The organism is Streptosporangium sp. NPDC004631, from assembly GCF_053601935.1.
In genome coordinates this window covers 67855-86484 of the sequence record NZ_JBSGCR010000021.1, presented here as the reverse complement: position 1 = coordinate 86484, position 18630 = coordinate 67855, and the positions used below count along the sequence as shown (strand labels likewise).

Sequence of the window (18630 nt, the reverse complement as noted above, 5' to 3'; positions counted from 1 at the left end):
TTATTTCTCCAGCTCAGCGGTGTCACCGCGGCTGGAGCGCTGATCCCGAGGACGTATACCGTGTCCACGGAGAACGACTCCTTCGCCCTGCTGCGCCGCAACTGGCGGGACGTGACGGCGGGGTCGGGATTCGACGCGGCGGCCGAGCCGTACCGGACCCGGCTGGCGAAGATGGGAACGACGGCTGCCGGGCACCGGGACACCATGGCGCCGTCCGACACGTCGCTCTGGCCCGACCTGGCGTTCCCCTCCTTCGCCGACACCCCGGCGCGGCTGCAGACCATGGCCCGCGCCTACGCCCTGCCCGGGACCGGCCTGACCGGTGACGCGAGCCTGGCGGCGGCCGTCGCCACCGGCGTCGACCACTACCGGCAGCAGGTGTACGCCGCGGGCGCCGACCCGGTCGGCAACTGGTGGAACTGGCAGATCGGCGTCCCCAAGAAGCTCCTCGACGCGGCCGTGCTGATCGATTCGCACCTGACGGACCAGCAGAACGGGGCGCTGAGGGAAGCGGTGGACCACTTCGTCCCCGAGAGCGTCCTGAACGACTACAAGGGCACCAGCACCGGCGCCAACCGGGTGGACCTGTGCACGGTGACGTTGCTGCGCGCCGTCCTCGGCTCCGACCCGGCCAAGGCCACACTGGCCGCCTCGGCGCTGTCGCCGGTCTTCCCCTACGTCTCCGAGGGCGACGGGTTCTACCGGGACGGCTCGTTCATCCAGCACACCTCCGTCCCCTACCAGGGAGGGTACGGAGCGGTGCTGCTGTCCGGTCTCGCGACACTGCTGGCGGTACTGCGCGGCTCACCGTGGGAGGTCGCCGACCCGAACAGGCAGATCGCCTTCGACACCGTTGAGGGGTCGTTCGCGCCGTTCATCCACGACGGCTTCTGCATGGACCTCGTCAGCGGCCGTGGCATCGGCAGAAAACCCTACGGCGACCACGAGAAAGGACGCGGGATCGCCTTCGCGATCCTGCTGCTGGGCGACGCGGCCTCCACCGCCGAGCGGGCCCGCTGGCAGGCCATGGTCAAGGGGTGGGCGCGCCGCGACACCCCCAAGCCCATGCTCAAGGCGGCCGAGAGCAACGACCTGGGGTTCCACGCCCGCCTCGCCGCGATCCTGGCCGACGACACGATCCCGGCGGCCGACGAACCCGTGGGACACCGGCTGCTGCCGATGAGCGCCCGCGCCGTCCATCGCCGCCCGAACTGGTGCGCGGGGCTCAGCATGGCCTCCTGGCGGGTCGGCCACTACGAGCACGGCAACGGCGAGAACCCGCGCGGCTGGCACACAGGCTCGGGAATGCTCTACTGGTGGGCTCAGGGCCACGGCGACCAGTACTCCGACTCCTTCTGGCCCACCGTCGACCCCTACCGGCTGCCCGGCACGACCGTCTCCACCCTGCGACTTGCCGACGGCGCCGGTAAGGACTGGGGCGACACCTGCCCGCAGGCCCGCTGGGTGGGCGGCGCCACCGACGGCGTGTACGCGGCGGTCGGTCAGCACCTCAACGGCTTCGAGAGCACGATGGAGGCCTTCAAGTCGTGGTTCTTCCTCGACGACGCGGTGGTCTGCCTGGGCGCCGGGATCACCGGCAAGGACGGCGTGCCGGTCGAGACCGTCGTGGACAACCGCAGAACCAACGCGCTCCTCACCGTGGACGACAGGGCGGGCTGGGCACACCTGGAGGGCCACGGCGGCTACGTCCTGCCCGGCGGCGCCCACCTGCGCACGCTGCGCCAGAAACGCACCGAGCCCGAACTGCCGGTGACCCGGAGCTACGTGACCCTCTGGCTCGACCACGGCGTCGACCCCGGTTCGGCCGGTTACCTCTACCTGCTCCTGCCGGGGGCGAGCCTGGCCGAGACCCGGGCCCGCGCCGCCGACCCCGGCTGGGCGCGGGTGCTCGCCAACACCGCCCACCAGCAGGGTGTCCAGGTGCCGTCGCTCGGGATCACCGCCGTCAACTTCTGGAGCGACGGAGCCGTCGGCGGCCTGGCCGCCTCCGCCCCCTGCTCGGTCCTCGTCAGGGAGAGCGGCGACGGCACGGCCACGGTGACCGTGTCGGACCCTCCGTGCGACCTGAGCGGGCTGACGGCGACCTGGGAACGGCCGGTCACCGAGGTGCTCCACGGCGATCCGCTCCTGGTGAGCGCCACGACAGGCGCGAGGCTCACACTCACCTTCGGGCGGCTGTCGGACCAGGGCGGCGGCTCGAAGACGGTCACCGTACGGCTCGGCTAGCGCGATGATCGGGAATGTCCGCCGGGTCGCCCACCGCCCACCGGCGACCTGGCGGCCCCATCGGAAGACCCCTGATCGGACTGGAGACGGCCAGGCCCGCCCGATGAACGAGGGGCCGGACCGGATCCCGCGTCGCTCGCCCCCGAGGGGCTATCCCATGGTCTTCGAGCCGTCCAGGGCCTCGCGGAGGATGTCGGCGTGACCGGCGTGCTGGGAGGTCTCGGCGATGATGTGCAGCAGAACCCGGCGCACCGACCATCTCGCACCCTGCTCGAACCACGGCGCCTCCGGGAGCGGGTGGGAGGCGTCCAGGTCGGGCAGGGTCGACACCAGCTCCTCGGTATGGCGGGCCACCTGCTCGTAGGTCTCAAGCAGGCCGGCCAGCGTCTCGCCCTCGGCCATGCGGAACTGGCCCTCCCAGTCGGCGGGCTCACTCATCATCGCCTCGGCACCCCCCACCGTGAACCGCATCCAGCTCGCCTCGACGAGGGTCACATGCTTGATCAGACCGCCCAGACACAGCGCGCTCACGGTGGTGCGCCGCGCGGCCTGCTCGTCGGTCAGGCCCTGAACCGTCTGACGGAGGAACCACCGGTGCCTCGCCATCGCCTGCAGCAGGTCGGTGCGCTCGCCGGTCGTGATCTTCTCGCCTGTGATCATGTTGCCGCCTTCCCGCGTCATCTGGTCACCCCAGACTAGAGCCCCCCACCGACATTTTCCGGCCTGTCCAGAGAGCAGGCCAGACCAGCTCAGAGGCCATAACCGGCGGGGCGCCACCGCATCGTAAAATGTGGGGGAGGGGGGCAGGCACATGGTGCCGAGGGTCTCGCGGTTGATGCCCAGGCCCCGGGCCACCGACGCGTACGTCCGCGCCGGGCCGGCCAGGTACGACGCGACGGCGTCCGCCTTGAACTCCGGCGTATACGACTTCATCGCCACGCGGAACTCCTTGAGTGCCGGATGTCCATCATCCGGCACTCAAGGAGTTCCGCACATCAGGGCGAAGGCCCGTTTTCGCTTTGCTGAAGGACAGCAGGATCACCGACGGCCGCAAGGCCCCCGAGGGCGCACATGATGATGAGTGGACGATACGCCGAGTTGGACAGCCTGGCCGAGCGGTGGGGCCTGAGAGGCCTGGAACCGGTCGGCGAGGGTCTGGAATTCTCCGTCTACCGGGCGCAGGGGCGCGACGGGCAGCCCGTCGCGCTGCGTCTCGCGCACCGGCGGTTCGACTCGAACGCCAATGACCCCCGTGTGGACACCCGAGCCCTACTCCTGCAGGAGTACGACATCGCGCGGCACCTGGCCGCCCACGGTCTGCCGATCGCGGAGGCGAGAGAGCTCCTCCTGGCGGACGATCCGACATCTCCTGACGTACTTCTGTCCGCATACGTCCCCGATGACGGGTCGGAGCTTGACTCCTTCGCTCTCGGACGACTCCTCGCGCGGCTTCATGACGTGCCGCCGCCGCGTCTGACGCCCGTGGCGTCGGAGAAAGTACCCACGGCGAGGGCGATCGCCGCACGCATCCGCCGCCGCTGGTCAGAGGTCGGCCACCACGTCGGCGACTGGCCCGAACCGCCGGACGCGTCCCTTGTCGCCGGACATCTCACCGGCATCGCCGAGAACAGCCTCCTGCACCTCGACGTCCGCAGCGACAACATCCGGCGTCGACGGGGGCGGACCGTCGCCCTGCTGGACTGGTCGAATGCTCTGCTCGGGTCTCCCTCGGTGGAATTCGGGCGCCTGGCCGAGTACGCCCGGTATCCGGAGAACGAGCTTGACGTGGAAGCGATCCGCAGTGGATACGCGGGGACGGCGACGGTTCCGTCCGACAGCGATCCCTGCCTGTTGGTGTGCCGACTGGACGCCGCGCTGATGCTCGCCCTGGTCTTTCTTTCCGAGGCGCCCGACCCGATCCGTGGACCGATGGCAGCCGACCACGCACGAGACCTCGCGCTCAGGGTGATCGCACGTCACGCGTAACGGATAGAACGCGATATTACGCGTATCTCCGCCCTGGTCCGCTGCTCCGGTGTGACGCGTGGAGATATCTGGCAGGAAACCAGCGACGCCATCTGTCAGACGGCCACGGAAAGTGACGGGCTTGTGGCTTTCTCGGTGAGAAGTGACCAGGTTTGTTGGCGAGTTCGGACAGCGGTCATTGATCAGCGGAAGCGAGGACGCCGGTGAGAAATGACAGTTCTCGCCCCTGCGGGAACGCCGGTCAGAAGATGGGGCATGGACCGACCGGCTTCGAGAAGTCCGAGTGCGGAAACCAGCGGTGGAGGTGGGCCTTTTGACCTGGCGGACCTGCGGCAGCCGCCACCCTGCTTCGGGCAGCCGGATCGTGTCGTAGGCCTGCTGTACCGTCCGTGAGCGAGGTAACAAGGAGAGGAGCGCCCATGAGCGAGATCGCGGTCCGCTATCGGATCCGTGCCGACATCTTCGCGGCCAAGGTCACCGCTGTCAGCCCCGGCCAGTGGTCCAATCCATCCCCCTGCGAGGGGTGGACCGCCAGAGACGTCGTGGGTCACATCGTCGACATGCACGCCGTGATGCTCAGTCCTCTCGGCAAATCGCTCAGCTCCGCCTCATCCGTCGAGGAGGACCCACTCGCCGCCTTCGCCTCGGCGCGTGCCGACGTCGAGGCCCTGCTCGCCGACCCGGCCACCGCTGCCGGGGAGGTCGACACCCCCGGGGGGCGCCTCTCCGTCGAACAGCATATCGACCGGGTCGTCAGTGCCGACATGGTCCTCCACGGCTGGGATCTCGCCCGTGCCACCGGCCAGGACGACACGATCGATCCGGCCGAGATCGAGGCGATGTGGCCCGACGTCCAGCAGATCCCCGAGGAGATGCGCATCCCCGGTGCCTTCGGCCCCGGCATCGTCGTCTTCGGCCCCGAGGTCAAGGTCTCCGACGACGCTCCGCTTCAGCACCGCGTCCTCGGCCTCCTCGGCCGCGACCCCCACTGGTCCGCCTGACCTTAAAAGACGTCAGGGCGTTACCCGAATAGCTTCTGCACTCAGGCCCGGCCCCAGCTCGTCTGGAGCGTCTCCGGCGGCCCGGCCTGCTCGCCGCGCGGCATGACATCGTGTTCCGTCGAGAGCCGGTCCGATTCGAGGTACGTCGCGGAGCCCGGGACATACCCGGCCCGGCTCGGTGAAAAAGCTGCGGCGGCGCGGAAAGGCGATGGGTATGGTCAGCCCAATGGATCAACCTGTTCCCCACACCGTCCAGTCCTTACGTTCGGATCTGCGTGCGCTCGGTGTGAGATCCGGCGACGTCGTGCTGTTCCACTCCTCGACCAGGAGCCTCGGCTTCGTCGTCGGCGGCACCCAGGCGATGGTGCAGGCGCTACTCGACGTCATCGGGCCCGAAGGCACCGTCGTGGTGCCGACCCACACGCCCGACAACTCCGATCCGGCCGGTTGGCGCAACCCGCCGGTCCCCGAGGCGTGGTGGCCGGCGATCCGGGAGCAGACGCCCGGCTTCGATCCGTCCCGCACCCCGAGCCGGTGGATGGGCGTCATGGCCGAGATGGTCCGCACATGGCCCGGTGCGCTGCGCAGCGACCACCCACGACTCTCCTTCGCCGCGCTCGGCGCGCACGCGGCCGACATCACCGGCACGCACCAATTGGACGACGCGCTGGGCGAACGCTCCCCGCTGGGCGCGGTCTACCGACTCGACGGGAAGGTACTGCTGCTGGGATGCGGGCACGGCTCGAACACGTCGCTACACCTGGCCGAGTGGCGGCAGAAATCGCCACCACGCGGCGTCACCGGCGCGTCGATCCGGCAGCCCGACGGAACAAGCCGGTGGACCACCTGGACCGACGTCATGGAGAAGGAGGACGACTTCGAACAACTCGGCGCGGCCTTCGAAGCCGCCGTCGGACCGTCGATCGGCCAGGTCGGAGGCGCGACCACCCGTCTGATGTCTCAGCGCGCCCTGGTCGATTTCGCCACGGCCTGGATGGCCGTCCACCGGCCCGTGGTGTGAAGGTCGGCCGGGCAGGTCACCCGCGCCTTTACCGTGGGGTCCTCACCGCCTCTGACGGGTCACGGCAGGTTGCCCGTCACGGAGGATCAAGTCCCCAGATGCCGTTGAGCACGGCCGCCACGCCGGGCAGGTCGTACGGCGGCCACGGCGGATACCCGTACGGCGGCGGCGTCATGGGCTGGTCGGCCGCGTCCGAGGGGCACGCCGTTTCCCGCCACCCGCCGACCGGAGGATCGGTGAGAACCTCGGCGGACGGTCCGTCGAGGGCACTCGGGACGTCGGGGGTGGTGGTTACGGTGGGGGTGGCGGCTCTGCGCCAGGGCGGGGTCACGCGATCCGACGGAGGGTGCCGGTGCCGCCCAGGATGAAGCTGTTGTCCACCGGCCAACCGCCCTCGTCCGGTCCCCACGGGTAGAGCTCGACCAGTCCCGGCTCGTCGATGTCGAACCCGGTCAGCATGCTCTCGATGGCGGTACGGCCGCGCAGGTGGATCGGTGTCTGTGTCTGCCCGTACACCTCGGTCAGCCTCGCCGCCTCGGGGCCGGTCAGACGGTCGGCGCACAGGTGGGTCAGGGCCAGGCGGCTGCCGGGGGCCAGACTCTTGCGCAGGCCGGTCAGGGTGGCGATCAGGTCGTGGCCGGTGACGACGTCCAGCACCCCGGTCAGCAGCACTCCGGCAGGGCGGTGCAGGTCCAGCATGCCCTCCTCGTGCAGGGCGGCCAGCAGCAGGCGGGTGTCGCGCACGTCGGCGGTGACCACCTCCGCGCCCGGCCCGGCCAGATAGGTCCAGGCGTACTGGAGCACGACCGGGTCGTGGTCGACGTAGAGGACGCGGACGTCGGGGTTGGCGGCGTGGGCGACCTGGTGGACATTCCAGGCGGTGGGCAGCCCGCAGCCCAGGTCGACGATCTGGTCGAGACCGCTCTCGACGAAGTGACGCACGCAGCGGGCGACGAACGCCCGGCGCGCCCTGACCATGTCACGCAGGCCGGGAACCGCCGTGAGCAGCGCGTCTCCGGCCGCTCGGTCAAGCTCGTAGACGGCCTCGCCGCCGAGCAGATAGTGATCGACGCGCGGGGCGCTCGGCCGGCTGAAGCACAGCGTATCGATGACGTGGTCGGCGCCGTGTGACCGGTCGGCGGTCTCTCCGGCGGTGGGTCGGCTGGCCATGACACTCCTGAGGGGACGCGGGGTCGGGGTAGGCGGATCCGTTGGGCGGGGAGTCTTTAACTCTCTGTGACCAATAGGCTTCCGCGTGTCATAGTGGAGGCCAACCGGGGGGTCATCCAGGAACATCGCTTGGTCAAGGCGCTTGACCACGTCGACCATCACGCCAGGAGGTTGTCGTGTCCCATTCCATCGACCCCGCACGGTCGCCGTTGCACCTGTTCGGCGCGGTGCTGCATCACTACCGGGAGGTGTCCGGCACGCCCCTGCGGGAGGTGGGCGGCAAGGTCCTGGTGGACTACTCCCTGCTGGCCCGCTGGGAGCGCGGCGTTCGTCCCGCACCCGCCGACGCCGTACGCCGCCTCGACACCTACCTGAACGCCGGAGGCGTCCTGGTCGCGCTGCACGCGATTGTCACCAGGCAGGCGGCTGCGGCGGTGGCGGGAAGCCCGGCGGTGACGGATGCTGACAGCATGGATCACATACGCCGAACCCTCCTCGCGGGACTCGCCGCGCTGGGCGCGTCAGCGGTGGTGCCACCGGTGGAGGGGCTTGACCAGCTCCGCGCCGTCATCGATCACCGGGTGGGCGCACCCGATATCGCCGAATGGGAGGAACGGGCCTGGGAGTACGGCCTGCAGCTCCCCTCCCGCGCTCCCGTCTCGTTGGTCGCGGACCTGTCGCTGGACCTGCTCGCTTTCCAGAAGGCCGTGGCGGGAGCCCCCGGCGACGAGTTGTCCCGGTGGGCACGGGTCAACGCTCGCCTGACGTTTCTGCTGGCCACCGTGCTCGGCCAGGCCGGGAAGCGCCAGGAGTCCTGGACCTGGTGGGCGACGGCACGGCGTGCTGCTCAGCAGACCAGTGATAACGAGGCCGTCGCCATGGTGGACTGTGGCGAGGTGATTCAGGGGTTCTACGAGGGGCGGCCACCGGCGCTGCTGCTCTCTCGCCTGGACGACGCCCTCGCTCTGACGCAGGGGCGCCCGATCTTGGCCACCGCGAGGGCGTTCGCCACCCGGGCTCAAGTGTTGACCCTGCTGGGCGACCACGTCGGCGCACAGAGCAGTCTGGACCGGCTGGCCCGCGTGTTCGACGCCCTTCCCGACCAGGTCACGGCCGACGAGCTGTCACCGGACGGCTGGACGGAGCGCAGGCTGCTGCATACCCGTTCTCTTGTCTACACTCTGTCGGCACATCCGGCCGCCGAACAGGCTCAGCGCGAGGCGCTCCAGGCCCACCCATCCGGTGTGCCTCGGGGAGAGGCTCAGCTACGGCTGCACGGGGCGATGTCCGCTGTGCGGAACGGGGACGTCGCAGACGGGCTGGAGCACGCTCGCCGCATCATGGCGGATCTTGGCTCCAACGTCTCCCAGTGGGTGGTTCAGACCGCTTCGATGGTCGCCGACGCCGTACCCGCGCAGGAGCGGGCCCGTGAGGTGGTGCGGGACTACCGGGCAGGGCTCGTGCTGCCCAGGGCGGTTACGTGAATCAGATCGTCGTCAACAGGGCGATCGGGGATTGGGCTGCCGAGGTGCTGAGTGGCCCGTACGTCGACCTGTACGAGGAGATCCACGCCGAGCCGCCGTACCTGTCCGGGCCGCTGTACGCCCGAGAACGATTCATCCACCGCACGGCCGGTCAGGTCCGGCGTGACGGGTTCACCCTGGTCTCGGCGCACGACGGTCCCGCCTTGGCCGGGTTCGCGTTCGGACTGCCCTTCCCCGCCGGACGATGGTGGGGAGGGGATGCCAGCCCGGGACCGGCGAATGTCGTCGCCGCCGAGAAGTTCGCCGTGATCGAGTTGGGGGTTCACGCCGCCTATCGGGGGCGGGGGATCGGTCGGCGGCTGCTCGAAGACCTGCTGACGGACCGGGCCGCGCCGTACGCGGTCCTGCTGGCCCACCCGGACGCTCCGGCTCACGCCATGTACCGGCGCTGGGGCTGGCAGGTGGTCGGCACCGTACGGCCCGCCCCCGACTCGGGAACCTCCGACGCGCTCGTGCTGAAGACGCCACCCCCGGCATAAGGTGCTCCCCGACGCGCCGTGCCCCTCATGGACAAGAGCTTTTCGATCATGCTTTTGCAGCGAACCCCGGGGTTTTCCGCACAACCGGAGGTTCACTGCAAAACACCGCCTCCGGCCCGCACTGTTGCGCCAATCAACCTGCGTCTTTACCCTGGGGTTCTCATCGCCCCTACGAGGGGTCGCAACCAGCCGCGACGAAGATCGGCCGACCGATTGGTGACGCGTTCTCATCGCCCCTACGAGGGGTCGCAACGCGTGGTAGGCAGGGATGTCTTTGAGCTCGTCGCCCGTTCTCATCGCCCCTACGAGGGGTCGCAACCGGCGCCGTCGGACAGGCGGGAGGCGACCCGCTCGCGGTTCTCATCGCCCCTACGAGGGGTCGCAACGTGAGCGACGGCAACAGCGCCCCAGGGCCGTAGTCGTTCTCATCGCCCCTACGAGGGGTCGCAACAGCAGGGAAGCCACGTCGGCGGGGCTGAGATCGCCGCGTTCTCATCGCCCCTACGAGGGGTCGCAACACGATGAGCTGATACGACGGCAGCTGAGCAGACATGGTTCTCATCGCCCCTACGAGGGGTCGCAACGGCATGGTGCGGATACCGGCGGTGAGGTACGGCGTGTTCTCATCGCCCCTACGAGGGGTCGCAACGTGACTGCTGTTCGGTGGGGTGGGGATTGGGGTCCCGTTCTCATCGCCCCTACGAGGGGTCGCAACACGGTGACGGGTACCGCCCCTCCGGAAATGCTGGCCGTTCTCATCGCCCCTACGAGGGGTCGCAACGCGTAATCAATCCCTGTTCGAGCAGCTCACGGAGTTCTCATCGCCCCTACGAGGGGTCGCAACGGCTCCAGGAGGGTCCGGCGGGTTGAGTCCACGGGGATGATATACGAGTTTTCGCTGGTGATAGGCGTGGCGTCGTGAAATGAAGACGACCATCGCATGATCCTTCGAGTGTGAAGATCAAGTTCGAAGGAGAAGAAAGCGATGGCCGGGGCACCGCCGGACGGGCCCCACCGTTGCGTCCCCTCGTAGGGGTGATGAGGACCCCGAGATGCCCGCCCCGACCGGCACGAGCATCCAGGCGTTGCGACCCCTCGTAGGGGTGATGAGGACCTCCGCGCTTGTCGGCTGGGTCCGTGTGCTCCTGGCGTTGCGACCCCTCGTAGGGGTGATGAGGACCCACCGCGTCGTGCCCGCCCCGGGCCGGGTGAAGGGGTTGCGACCCCTCGTAGGGGTGATGAGGACCCCGACAAGAACAAGCGGTGCGCCAATCCGGGGCACCGGTTGCGACCCCTCGTAGGGGTGATGAGGACCCTCTTCCACGTCGTGGCGCGGCGGCCGGCAGCCGTCTCGTAGGGCGCGGCCGTGTATCTCGTCTCCGTCGCCGTCGACACCCCGGGCTGGGAGGTCGTCGCCGACGAGCTGCACCGGGCGCTCGGGCGGAGCGCGGGGATGGTCGGCCACCTCGAACACGCCTACCTGAGCACCCGCCCCGGCCGGACCGTCCTCTCCCTCTACGTGCAGGGGCACAGCCGCGAGGACGCGGAGCTCCTCGCCGAGGAGCTGAGCCGCAGGGCGATGATGACGCTCGCTCCGGTGGGGGAGCGGGCCGGGGAGTGGGCGGTGACCTCGATCCACACCGCCTGACGCGGGCCGGGCCCCCGGCGCCCCGGCCCGGCTCCGGGTCACGCGGGGTCGGCGGAGGTCGCCGGGAGCGATCCACCGCGACCGGAGGCGGTGTGCCGGCCACCGTTTGCGGTCAGCGGAGGTCGTCGGGAGCGATCCAACCCCGGGCGACGGCCCGTGCGCCGGCCTGGAAACGGCTCTGCGCGTCCAGGCGGGAGAGCAGGTTCGAGGCGATCCGGCGGGCCGTGCGCACCGACACCCCCAGCCTCCGCGCGATCATCTCGTCGGTGTGGCCCTCGCCCAGCAGCTGGAGCACCTGCCGTTCCTGGGCGGACAGGCCCTCGTCGTCGCGCCGCCGCGCCGAGCCCAGCGAGACGGCGTTCTTCCACACGGAGTTGAACAGCGCGACCAGCCCGCTGAGCACGCCGGGGCTGGAGATCTCCAGGGCCAGGGAGGCGCTGTCGTCGTTGTCGACCGGTACCATCGCCAGCCGCCGGTCGACGATGAGCATCCGCACCGGCAGCGTCGGCGTGGTCCGCACCTCGCTCCCCAGCTCGGTGAGCCACTGGGCGTACTCCAGGGTCGGCTGGTCGTTGCGGACGCTGTCCAGGTAGACCGTCCGCAGCCGCACGCCCCGGGCGATCGCCTCGGCGTCCAGGGCCCTGCTGGCCTCCAGGCTCGCCGCCGACTGCGCGCCGTCCGGCATGAACGAGCACGCCTCCCACACGCAGGAGTCCGCCAGCTCGCGCAGCCGGGCCCGGATCGCCTCGATGCCCTCCACCCGCCGCACCTCAGTCCCCGGGCTCTTCGGCCGGGACTCGGCGTGTTTGGCCAGCAGCGCCTCGAAGGCGGCCCTGCTCTCCTCGATCTCCTGCTGGTGGCGGGCCACCTCGGCGTGGCGGCGGGCCAGCAGCATCGACAGGCCGACCTCCGGGCTGACCGGCCGCGGGGGCTGGGTGCCGGACGCCGGCGCGCCGGACGGCGGCGTACGCAGCAGGGACATGCGTGCCAGGTCGTTGAGCGCCTCGCGGACCTGTCCGTCGTCGAGGCGGAGAACGCGACCGAGGTCCTCCACACCGGCCTCGGGAAACTCAAGCATCGTCAGATACACGGATTCAGCGAGATGGCTGAGTCCCAGTGCCTCGAACATCGCGCTCCCAAAGGATCATGGCGTCCTCAGAATGTAATCGATCCAATCAGCCTCACTCAAGTTTCAATGGAGAAAATTCCGACTATGTCATTTCATGTTAAAATAATTCGCTATTAGATAGGTGATCCCTGCCTGATCTCGACCGGGGTGACCGCCGCGATACCCCGCCCGATCCGCTCGATGTCGCCGAGCACCACTCCCGAGGCGTGGCCCGGCCCCAGATAGGTCACGGCGACCCGGTGCACGTCCTCGACCGTCGCCGAGGCCAGCCGTTCGGCGTGCAGCGCCAGATAGTCCAGCCGTAGCCCGAACCCGGCCAGCGTCCCGGCCAGACCGGCCAGCCCCGCCTGGGTGGCCATCCCCACCTGCAGGGTGCCGACGGCGTACCGCCGCGCCCGCTCGACCTCCTCGGGGCTCGGCGGCAGCGCGGCGATCCGCCCCAGCTCGTAGAGGGTCTCCACCAGCGCGGGCGCGGTCACCTCGGTGGCCACGTTGGCCGAGAGCATCACGGCCGACCCGCCGAGCGAGTGGTCGATCACCGAGCTGGGCCCGTACGAGTAGCCCTTGTCCTCGCGGAGGTTCTCCATCCAGCGGGAGCAGAAGTAACCACCGAAGATCAGGTTCGCGAGTTGCAGGGGGGCGTTGTCCGGATGGTCGCGGACCGGGGCGGGCAGCGCGAGCCGCATCGACGACTGCACCGCGCCCGGCCGGTCCATCAGCAGCAGCGGTCCGGGCGACGGCGGCGGGGCGGCCGGCATCCGGGTGTCCCCGCAGCTCCCGGTCCACCGGCCCAGCCGGCGGCCCACGAGCTCGACGGCGTCGTCCGGGTCCAGGTCGCCGACCAGCACCAGGGTGGCGCCGCCGGGGCACATCCGCCGCCCGTGCAGGGTCCGCACCTCCTCGGCGGTGACCGCGTTCACCCGCTCGGGCCCCGGGGTCTCCACCGCGTACGGATGATCACCGTAGAGCCGTTTCAGCAGCTCGGCCCTTGCCACGTGCGACGGCTGGCTCAGCGCCACCCGCACCCGGTCGGCGAGCCTTCCCCGCTCGACGGAGACCTCGTACTCGGGGTAGACGGCGTCGCCGAGCACATCCGCCAGCACCTCCAGCAGCCGGTCCAGCCTGGAGGCCAGGCAGTGGCCGCTGACCAGCCAGCGGTCGGGGTCGGCCCTGCCGCCGAGCGTGCCTCCGGCGGCCTGCAGTTCCACGGCGATCTCGGTGGCGGACCGGGTGCCCGTGCCGGAGAACAGCGTCTGGGCCAGCAGGGCGCCGGCCGCGACGTCCACCAGGGCCATCGGCACCCAGAGGCGCAGCTCCACCAGGGGCGCGGTGCGCCGGGCGATCGCCACGACGGTCAGCCCGCAGGGAAGCACCGTCTCCGCCCGGGCGGGCAGGGCGAGCGGGGCCGCGGGGCCGAGGTCGGGAAGGACGTGCCCGTGCCCGTTCGCGTCGGCGCTCATCCCCGCCTCCCCGCGACGACCTCGATCGAGGCCCGCCGGTGCGGGCGCAGCCGGGCGGCGGCGGCCGTGACCTGGTCGGCGGTCACCGAGGTGAGCAGCGCGGGCAGCTCGTTGAGCAGGGCGGGGTTACCGCGCTGCAGTTCCAGTACGGCCATTCGCACCCCTCTGTGGATCACCGCGTCGCCCTGGCGCAGCAGGAGCGTGATCATCCGCGCCCGCACCCGTGCCAGCTCGCCCTCCGGGAGCCCGCCGTCGGCGAGCCGGTCAAGTTCCTCGTCCGCCGCCTTCAGCGCACGCTCCGCCGATCCCCCGGCGGGCAGGTTCGCCTGGAGGAGCAGCACCGTGGGATCGTACGCGTCGAAGGCGTCGCCCATGAAGCCCATGTAGCCGCTGACGCCGGTGGCGAGGCGGTCCTTGAGGATGAGCCGTTCGACCAGCCGGGAGGAGACCCCGTCGGTGAGCACCTCGGCCAGGACCACGTACGGCAGGTAGCCGGCGAGGTCGGCGACCGGATCCGGCACCCGCCAGGCGGCGGCGACCATCGGCGTCGGCGCGGCCTCGTCCACGTAGGAGCGGTGGCGCCCGCCCGCGAGGCCGGGCCGGCCGGGTCCGGACAGCCGGGCCTCCGGCCGGCAGGGGTCGGGAGGGCCGGGCCGGTGCGGGGGGCGTCCGGACAGGTCGGGCTCGGACAGGTCGGGTCTGGGCGGGGCGGGGCGGGCGGGAACGTCGCCGAAGTGCCGCTCCACCATCCGCCGCGCCACCTCGGGGGAGAATCCGCCGGTGAGGCTCAGCACGGCGTTCCCGCAGGCGTAGTACCGGTCGAAGAACTCCGCGGCCTCCTCCACCCCGGCCGCCTCCAGGTCCTCGAAGGAGCCGTAGCCGTCGTGCGCGTTGGGGAAGGTGTCGAACATCACCGGCGGGAGCCTCAGCCAGGGGAAGCCGCCGTAGGGCCGGCCGAGGATGTTCACCCGGATCTCCTCCTTGACCACGTCGACCTGGTTGCGCAGGTTCTCCGGGGTGAGCCGGGGCCCGCGCATGCGGTCGGCCTCCAGGAACAGCACGCGTTCCAGCGCGTGGGCGGGCATCGTCTGGACGTACTCGGTGTAGTCCAGGTGGGTGGAACCGTTGAAGGTGCCACCGGCTCCCTGCACGTGCCGGAAGTGCGCGAGTTTATCTAGGTTCGCCGAGCCCTGGAACATGAGGTGCTCGAAGAGGTGGGCGAAGCCGGTGCGGCCCTCCGGTTCCGAGCGGATGCCCACGCCGTACACGACGGCGACCCCGACCACGGGGGAGCCGTCCTCCGGCGCGAGCACCACGCGCAGGCCGTTGCCGAGCGTGAAGCGCTCGATCCGGTAACCGGCGCGGGGGACCGCGGCGAGCTCCCGGGCCGGCATCCGCGTCACGCCCCGGACCGCAGGGCGGTCTCGCGGGCCAGCAGCTCGGCGAAGTAGCGCTCCCCGGCGGGCGTCCAGCGGGCCCGGTCGCCGAGGACCCGCAGGGTCTGCGAGAGCCGGTCGAGGGCGTCCTCGCGGCGCCGCCGAGCCTCCTCGGGCGCGCCGGGCTCGCGGCACCATCGGTCCAGGCCCGTCGCCATCCGGGCGAGCACGTGCGCGGCGTGGGCGATCCCGCCGATGGGCCGGGGGTCGGGTCGCAGCGGATGGGCCGCCACCTCGGCGGTGTTCGTGACGAACACGGTGAAGGCGTTGCGCAGGTACAGCGAGTGGTGCCCCGACTCGTGGAGCAGCATCTCGAAGCAGGCGGGGACGCTGTCCAGGAAGCCGGCCCCGGCGTACACCGCGCCGAACGTCTCGCGGAGTGTCGCGGACCGGAATCCGGCCCCGTCGACGTAGACGATCACACGGACCAGCGTGTCCAACTCGGCGGCGGCCTCCGGCCAGACCCTGCGGAGGACGCCCGCGGCCTCCTCGACGCGCGCCCGGACCGGGGCGATGGGCCCCTCGGCCGGCCTGAGGGTGTAGCTGTCGTCCACCTTCCCGACGTCCCGCGCCAGGCTCGCCAGGCCCTCGTGGCACCACGCCTGCAGCGTGCCCGCCGCCAGATGCTCCCGCGGGGGGACGGCGAGGCGGCCCCGCTCCAGGTCCGACATGATCTCGGAGACGTCCAGGCCCGCCTGGTCCGCACCCGCTCGACTGACGGCCCGCGCCGCCCGGACCGTCCTCGGGTGCAGCCACCGTATCGGCGGGCACCCCACGCCGAGGTGCGCGCACAGCTTCTGGGCGAGGTCGTGGCTGTAGATCTCGGTGAGACGCCGGACGGCATGCGGATCGGCTTCGAAGAGGGTGATCTGGCCGTGCAGGTCGATCGACGTTCCCGTTGACATGACGCCCCTTTGCGACCGCTGGAGTGGATGATCTCCCACCCAGTTTTCCCGGTCGGCGCCGGCCCAGGAAGTGGTCAGTTCCTGCCGTCCGCACCTCCGGGACAGAACCGGCCATACCCCTCGCCTACCTGTCACTTCAACATGAAAGACTTCAAGGTGGCGGAAAGAGGGCGTGTGGTGGCGGGCTTCCGCGGCCGCGCCGTGGACAGGACACCGGTACCCGGTGAGGATCGGGCCGGAGTGTGCCACGACCGCCTGTCCAACCGGGCGGGCTACGAGCACACGTGATCGGGAGAGAGGTGCCGGGATGGCCAGGAAGGCTCCGCGCGAGGACGTCACCGAGGACGGCCTGGAGGTCGGCCCGCCCAAGGAGTGGGCGGCGGGTGTCCCGGCGGTGACCCGGTCGCTGCTGATGTCCTACGCCCAGATGGGCGCGGGCCGTACACTCCTGACCCTGGCCCGCGTCAACCAGAAGGACGGCTTCGACTGTCCGGGTTGTGCCTGGCCCGAGGGGGAGCACCGCAGCCCGGCGGAGTTCTGCGAGAACGGCGCGAAGGCGGTGGCCGAGGAGGCCACCACCCGCAGGATCACCCGTGACTTCTTCGCCCGGCACTCCGTGGACGAACTGGCGGCGCGCACCGACTACTGGCTGGGCCAGCAGGGGCGGCTCACCGAGCCGATGCACAAGCCGGCCGGATCCGACCACTACGTACCGGTGACCTGGCAGGAGGCGTTCGCCATCGTCTCCCGGGAACTGCGCGCGCTCGCCGACCCGGACGAGGCGCTCTTCTACACCTCCGGCCGCACCTCGAACGAGGCGGCGTTCGCCTACCAGCTCCTGGTGCGCCGCTTCGGCACGAACAACCTGCCGGACTGCTCCAACATGTGCCACGAGTCCAGCGGCTCGGCGCTCACCCAGACCCTGGGCATCGGCAAGGGCACGGTGTCGCTGGAGGACCTGCACCAGGCCGACCTCGTCTTCGTGGTCGGCCAGAACCCCGGCACCAACCACCCGCGCATGCTGTCGGCGCTGGAACGGGCCAAGCGGAACGGGGCGCGGATCATCGCGGTCAACCCGCTGCCCGAGGCCGGGCTGCTCCGCTTCAAGAACCCGCAGCGGCCCTCCGGGATGGTGGGATCCGGCACCACGCTGGCCGACCGGTTCCTGCAGATCCGGCTCAACGGTGACCTGGCGCTCTTTCAGGCCCTGTCGCGGCTGCTGCTGGAGGCCGAGGACCGGGCGCCCGGCACGGTGGTCGACCGGGAGTTCGTCGAGACCCACACCCACGGCTTCGACGACTGGGAGAAGAGCGTCCGCGACCTCGACTGGGCGGACGTCGAGGAGGCGACCGGGCTGGACCGGCCCGCGATCGAGGAGACGGTGCGGGACGTGCTCGGGGCGCGATCGGTGATCGTGTGCTGGGCGATGGGCCTCACCCAGCACAAGAACTCCGTCGCCACCATCCGGGAGGTGGTCAACTTCCTGCTGCTGCGCGGGAACGTGGGCAGGCCGGGCGCCGGGGTCTGTCCGGTGCGGGGACACTCCAACGTCCAGGGCGACCGGACCATGGGCATCTACGAGAAACCGTCGGAGGACTTCCTCGACGCGCTCCGCGACGAATTCGGATTCGAACCGCCCCGCCGCCACGGCATGGACACCGTGGAGGCGATCAGGGCGCTGCGCTCCGGGGACGCGAAGGTGTTCCTCGCGATGGGCGGCAACTTCGTGTCCGCCACGCCCGACACGGCGGTGACGGAGGCGGCGATGCGGCGCGCCCGGCTGACGGTGCAGGTGTCGACCAAGCTGAACCGCTCCCACGCCGTCTGCGGCGCGGAGGCGCTGATCCTCCCGACGCTGGGGCGCACCGAGCGCGACGGCGACAGGTTCGTCACGGTCGAGGACTCCATGGGGCTGGTCCACGCCTCCCGGGGCCGGCTCAAGCCCGCCTCCGCCGACCTGCTGCCTGAGGTGGCGATCGTCTCCCGGCTGGCCCGCGAGATCTTCGGCACCGACCCCCACGTGCCGTGGGAGGAGTTCGAGCACGACTACGACGCGATCCGCGACCGCATCGCCCGCGTGGTGCCCGGGTTCGACGACTTCAACGCCCGCGTCCGCGCACCCGGGGGGTTCGCCCTGCCGAACGCCCCCCGCGACGAGCGGCGCTTCCCGACCGCGACGGGCAGGGCCAACTTCACCGTCAACGAGCTGGAGGTGCTCCGCGTCCCGCCGGGACGGCTGCTGCTCCAGACGGTCCGCAGCCACGACCAGTACAACACCACGATCTACGGCATGGACGACCGCTACCGGGGGGTGAAGGGGGGACGCCGCGTCGTCTTCGTCCACCCCGACGACCTGGCCGAGCGCGACCTGGCCGACGGGGACACGGTGGACCTGGTCGGCGAGTGGCCCGACGGGGAACGCCTGGCCGAGGCGTTCCGCGTCATCGCCTACCCGACGGCGCGCGGGTGCTGCGCGGCGTACTTCCCGGAGACCAACGTGCTCGTGCCGCTGGACTCGGTCGCGGAGACCTCCAACACCCCCACCTCCAAGAGCGTGGTGGTCAGGCTCAGCCGCCGCGCCCCGGCCGGCGGCTGACCTCCCCG

Annotated in this window: 15 protein-coding genes and 1 CRISPR repeat array; of the genes, 8 read left to right on the top strand and 7 right to left on the bottom strand. The window is 70.7% G+C overall.

Annotated features, from left to right (window positions below):
* Window positions 1-60 precede the first annotated feature (60 nt).
* A complete protein-coding gene (locus tag ACWEF2_RS21175) occupies window positions 61-2247 on the top strand; it encodes a polysaccharide lyase 8 family protein (RefSeq protein ID WP_453817609.1) in 2187 nt (728 codons plus the stop codon).
* Window positions 2248-2397: 150 nt separating this feature from the next.
* On the opposite strand, the gene ACWEF2_RS21170 is transcribed toward ACWEF2_RS21175, so the two are convergent.
* A complete protein-coding gene (locus ACWEF2_RS21170) occupies window positions 2398-2928 on the bottom strand; it encodes a DinB family protein (RefSeq protein ID WP_453817607.1) in 531 nt (176 codons plus the stop codon).
* A gap of 393 nt (window positions 2929-3321) precedes the next feature.
* Between ACWEF2_RS21170 and ACWEF2_RS21165 the strand changes: the two genes are divergently transcribed.
* The 3 genes from ACWEF2_RS21165 (at window position 3322) to ACWEF2_RS21155 (ending at window position 6255) form a co-directional block, all read left to right on the top strand.
* Window positions 3322-4233: a phosphotransferase family protein gene (locus ACWEF2_RS21165; RefSeq protein ID WP_453817605.1), complete on the top strand. Its 912-nt coding sequence runs from the start codon at window positions 3322-3324 to the stop codon at window positions 4231-4233.
* Window positions 4234-4652: 419 nt separating this feature from the next.
* Complete coding sequence (locus ACWEF2_RS21160; protein ID WP_453817603.1) at window positions 4653-5234, top strand: TIGR03086 family metal-binding protein; 582 nt, start codon at window positions 4653-4655, stop codon at window positions 5232-5234.
* Window positions 5235-5460: 226 nt separating this feature from the next.
* Window positions 5461-6255 carry an aminoglycoside N(3)-acetyltransferase gene (locus ACWEF2_RS21155; RefSeq protein WP_453817602.1) on the top strand — a complete coding sequence of 265 codons (795 nt, stop codon included), beginning with the start codon at window positions 5461-5463 and terminating at the stop codon, window positions 6253-6255.
* A 76-nt stretch (window positions 6256-6331) separates the two neighbouring features.
* On the opposite strand, the gene ACWEF2_RS21150 is transcribed toward ACWEF2_RS21155, so the two are convergent.
* Window positions 6332-6586 (bottom strand): hypothetical protein, encoded by a 255-nt coding sequence (locus ACWEF2_RS21150; RefSeq protein WP_453817600.1) that lies wholly within the window; start codon window positions 6584-6586, stop codon window positions 6332-6334.
* A complete protein-coding gene (locus ACWEF2_RS21145) occupies window positions 6583-7425 on the bottom strand; it encodes an SAM-dependent methyltransferase (protein WP_453817598.1) in 843 nt (280 codons plus the stop codon). The genes ACWEF2_RS21150 and ACWEF2_RS21145 overlap by 4 nt, the downstream gene beginning before the upstream one ends.
* A gap of 176 nt (window positions 7426-7601) precedes the next feature.
* Between ACWEF2_RS21145 and ACWEF2_RS21140 the strand changes: the two genes are divergently transcribed.
* The 3 genes from ACWEF2_RS21140 (at window position 7602) to ACWEF2_RS21130 (ending at window position 11096) form a co-directional block, all read left to right on the top strand.
* Window positions 7602-8909, top strand: a complete 1308-nt coding sequence (locus tag ACWEF2_RS21140; protein ID WP_453817596.1) for a helix-turn-helix domain-containing protein — start codon at window positions 7602-7604, stop codon at window positions 8907-8909.
* Window positions 8906-9448 carry a GNAT family N-acetyltransferase gene (locus ACWEF2_RS21135; protein ID WP_453817594.1) on the top strand — a complete coding sequence of 181 codons (543 nt, stop codon included), beginning with the start codon at window positions 8906-8908 and terminating at the stop codon, window positions 9446-9448. The genes ACWEF2_RS21140 and ACWEF2_RS21135 overlap by 4 nt, the downstream gene beginning before the upstream one ends.
* A gap of 156 nt (window positions 9449-9604) precedes the next feature.
* Window positions 9605-10292: a CRISPR direct-repeat array (repeat unit 30 nt; unit sequence GTTCTCATCGCCCCTACGAGGGGTCGCAAC).
* A gap of 522 nt (window positions 10293-10814) precedes the next feature.
* Window positions 10815-11096, top strand: a complete 282-nt coding sequence (locus tag ACWEF2_RS21130) for a hypothetical protein (protein ID WP_453817592.1) — start codon at window positions 10815-10817, stop codon at window positions 11094-11096.
* Window positions 11097-11208: 112 nt separating this feature from the next.
* Here ACWEF2_RS21130 and ACWEF2_RS21125 read toward each other — a convergent pair whose 3' ends face one another.
* The 4 genes from ACWEF2_RS21125 to ACWEF2_RS21110 all read right to left on the bottom strand — a co-directional run bounded on the left by ACWEF2_RS21125 (window position 11209) and on the right by ACWEF2_RS21110 (window position 16026).
* On the bottom strand, window positions 11209-12225 hold the full coding sequence (locus tag ACWEF2_RS21125; RefSeq protein WP_453817590.1) for a LuxR C-terminal-related transcriptional regulator: 1017 nt from the start codon (window positions 12223-12225) through the stop codon (window positions 11209-11211).
* Between the two features lie 113 nt (window positions 12226-12338).
* A complete protein-coding gene (locus ACWEF2_RS21120; protein ID WP_453817588.1) occupies window positions 12339-13685 on the bottom strand; it encodes a M16 family metallopeptidase in 1347 nt (448 codons plus the stop codon).
* Window positions 13682-15079, bottom strand: a complete 1398-nt coding sequence (locus ACWEF2_RS21115) for a M16 family metallopeptidase (RefSeq protein WP_453817662.1) — start codon at window positions 15077-15079, stop codon at window positions 13682-13684. Before ACWEF2_RS21115 ends, ACWEF2_RS21120 begins: the two co-directional genes overlap by 4 nt.
* 5 nt (window positions 15080-15084) lie before the next feature.
* Complete coding sequence (locus ACWEF2_RS21110; RefSeq protein WP_453817586.1) at window positions 15085-16026, bottom strand: aKG-HExxH-type peptide beta-hydroxylase; 942 nt, start codon at window positions 16024-16026, stop codon at window positions 15085-15087.
* A gap of 307 nt (window positions 16027-16333) precedes the next feature.
* On the opposite strand from ACWEF2_RS21110, the gene ACWEF2_RS21105 reads away from it, so the two are divergent.
* Window positions 16334-18622, top strand: coding sequence for an FdhF/YdeP family oxidoreductase (locus tag ACWEF2_RS21105; RefSeq protein WP_453817584.1), 2289 nt, complete (start codon window positions 16334-16336; stop codon window positions 18620-18622).
* The last annotated feature ends 8 nt before the right edge of the window (window positions 18623-18630 follow it).

Excerpts from the sequence above, each read along its gene's own strand:
- ACWEF2_RS21125 (WP_453817590.1), bottom strand. The coding sequence starts at position 12,225 with ATGTTCGAGGCACTGGGACTCAGCCATCTCGCTGAATCCGTGTATCTG.
- ACWEF2_RS21115 (WP_453817662.1), bottom strand. The coding sequence starts at position 15,079 with ATGCCGGCCCGGGAGCTCGCCGCGGTCCCCCGCGCCGGTTACCGGATC.
- ACWEF2_RS21170 (WP_453817607.1), bottom strand. The coding sequence starts at position 2,928 with ATGACGCGGGAAGGCGGCAACATGATCACAGGCGAGAAGATCACGACC.
- ACWEF2_RS21105 (WP_453817584.1), top strand. The coding sequence starts at position 16,334 with ATGGCCAGGAAGGCTCCGCGCGAGGACGTCACCGAGGACGGCCTGGAG.
- ACWEF2_RS21160 (WP_453817603.1), top strand. The coding sequence starts at position 4,653 with ATGAGCGAGATCGCGGTCCGCTATCGGATCCGTGCCGACATCTTCGCG.
- ACWEF2_RS21110 (WP_453817586.1), bottom strand. The coding sequence starts at position 16,026 with ATGTCAACGGGAACGTCGATCGACCTGCACGGCCAGATCACCCTCTTC.
- ACWEF2_RS21120 (WP_453817588.1), bottom strand. The coding sequence starts at position 13,685 with ATGAGCGCCGACGCGAACGGGCACGGGCACGTCCTTCCCGACCTCGGC.
- ACWEF2_RS21145 (WP_453817598.1), bottom strand. The coding sequence starts at position 7,425 with ATGGCCAGCCGACCCACCGCCGGAGAGACCGCCGACCGGTCACACGGC.
- ACWEF2_RS21165 (WP_453817605.1), top strand. The coding sequence starts at position 3,322 with ATGATGAGTGGACGATACGCCGAGTTGGACAGCCTGGCCGAGCGGTGG.
- ACWEF2_RS21155 (WP_453817602.1), top strand. The coding sequence starts at position 5,461 with ATGGATCAACCTGTTCCCCACACCGTCCAGTCCTTACGTTCGGATCTG.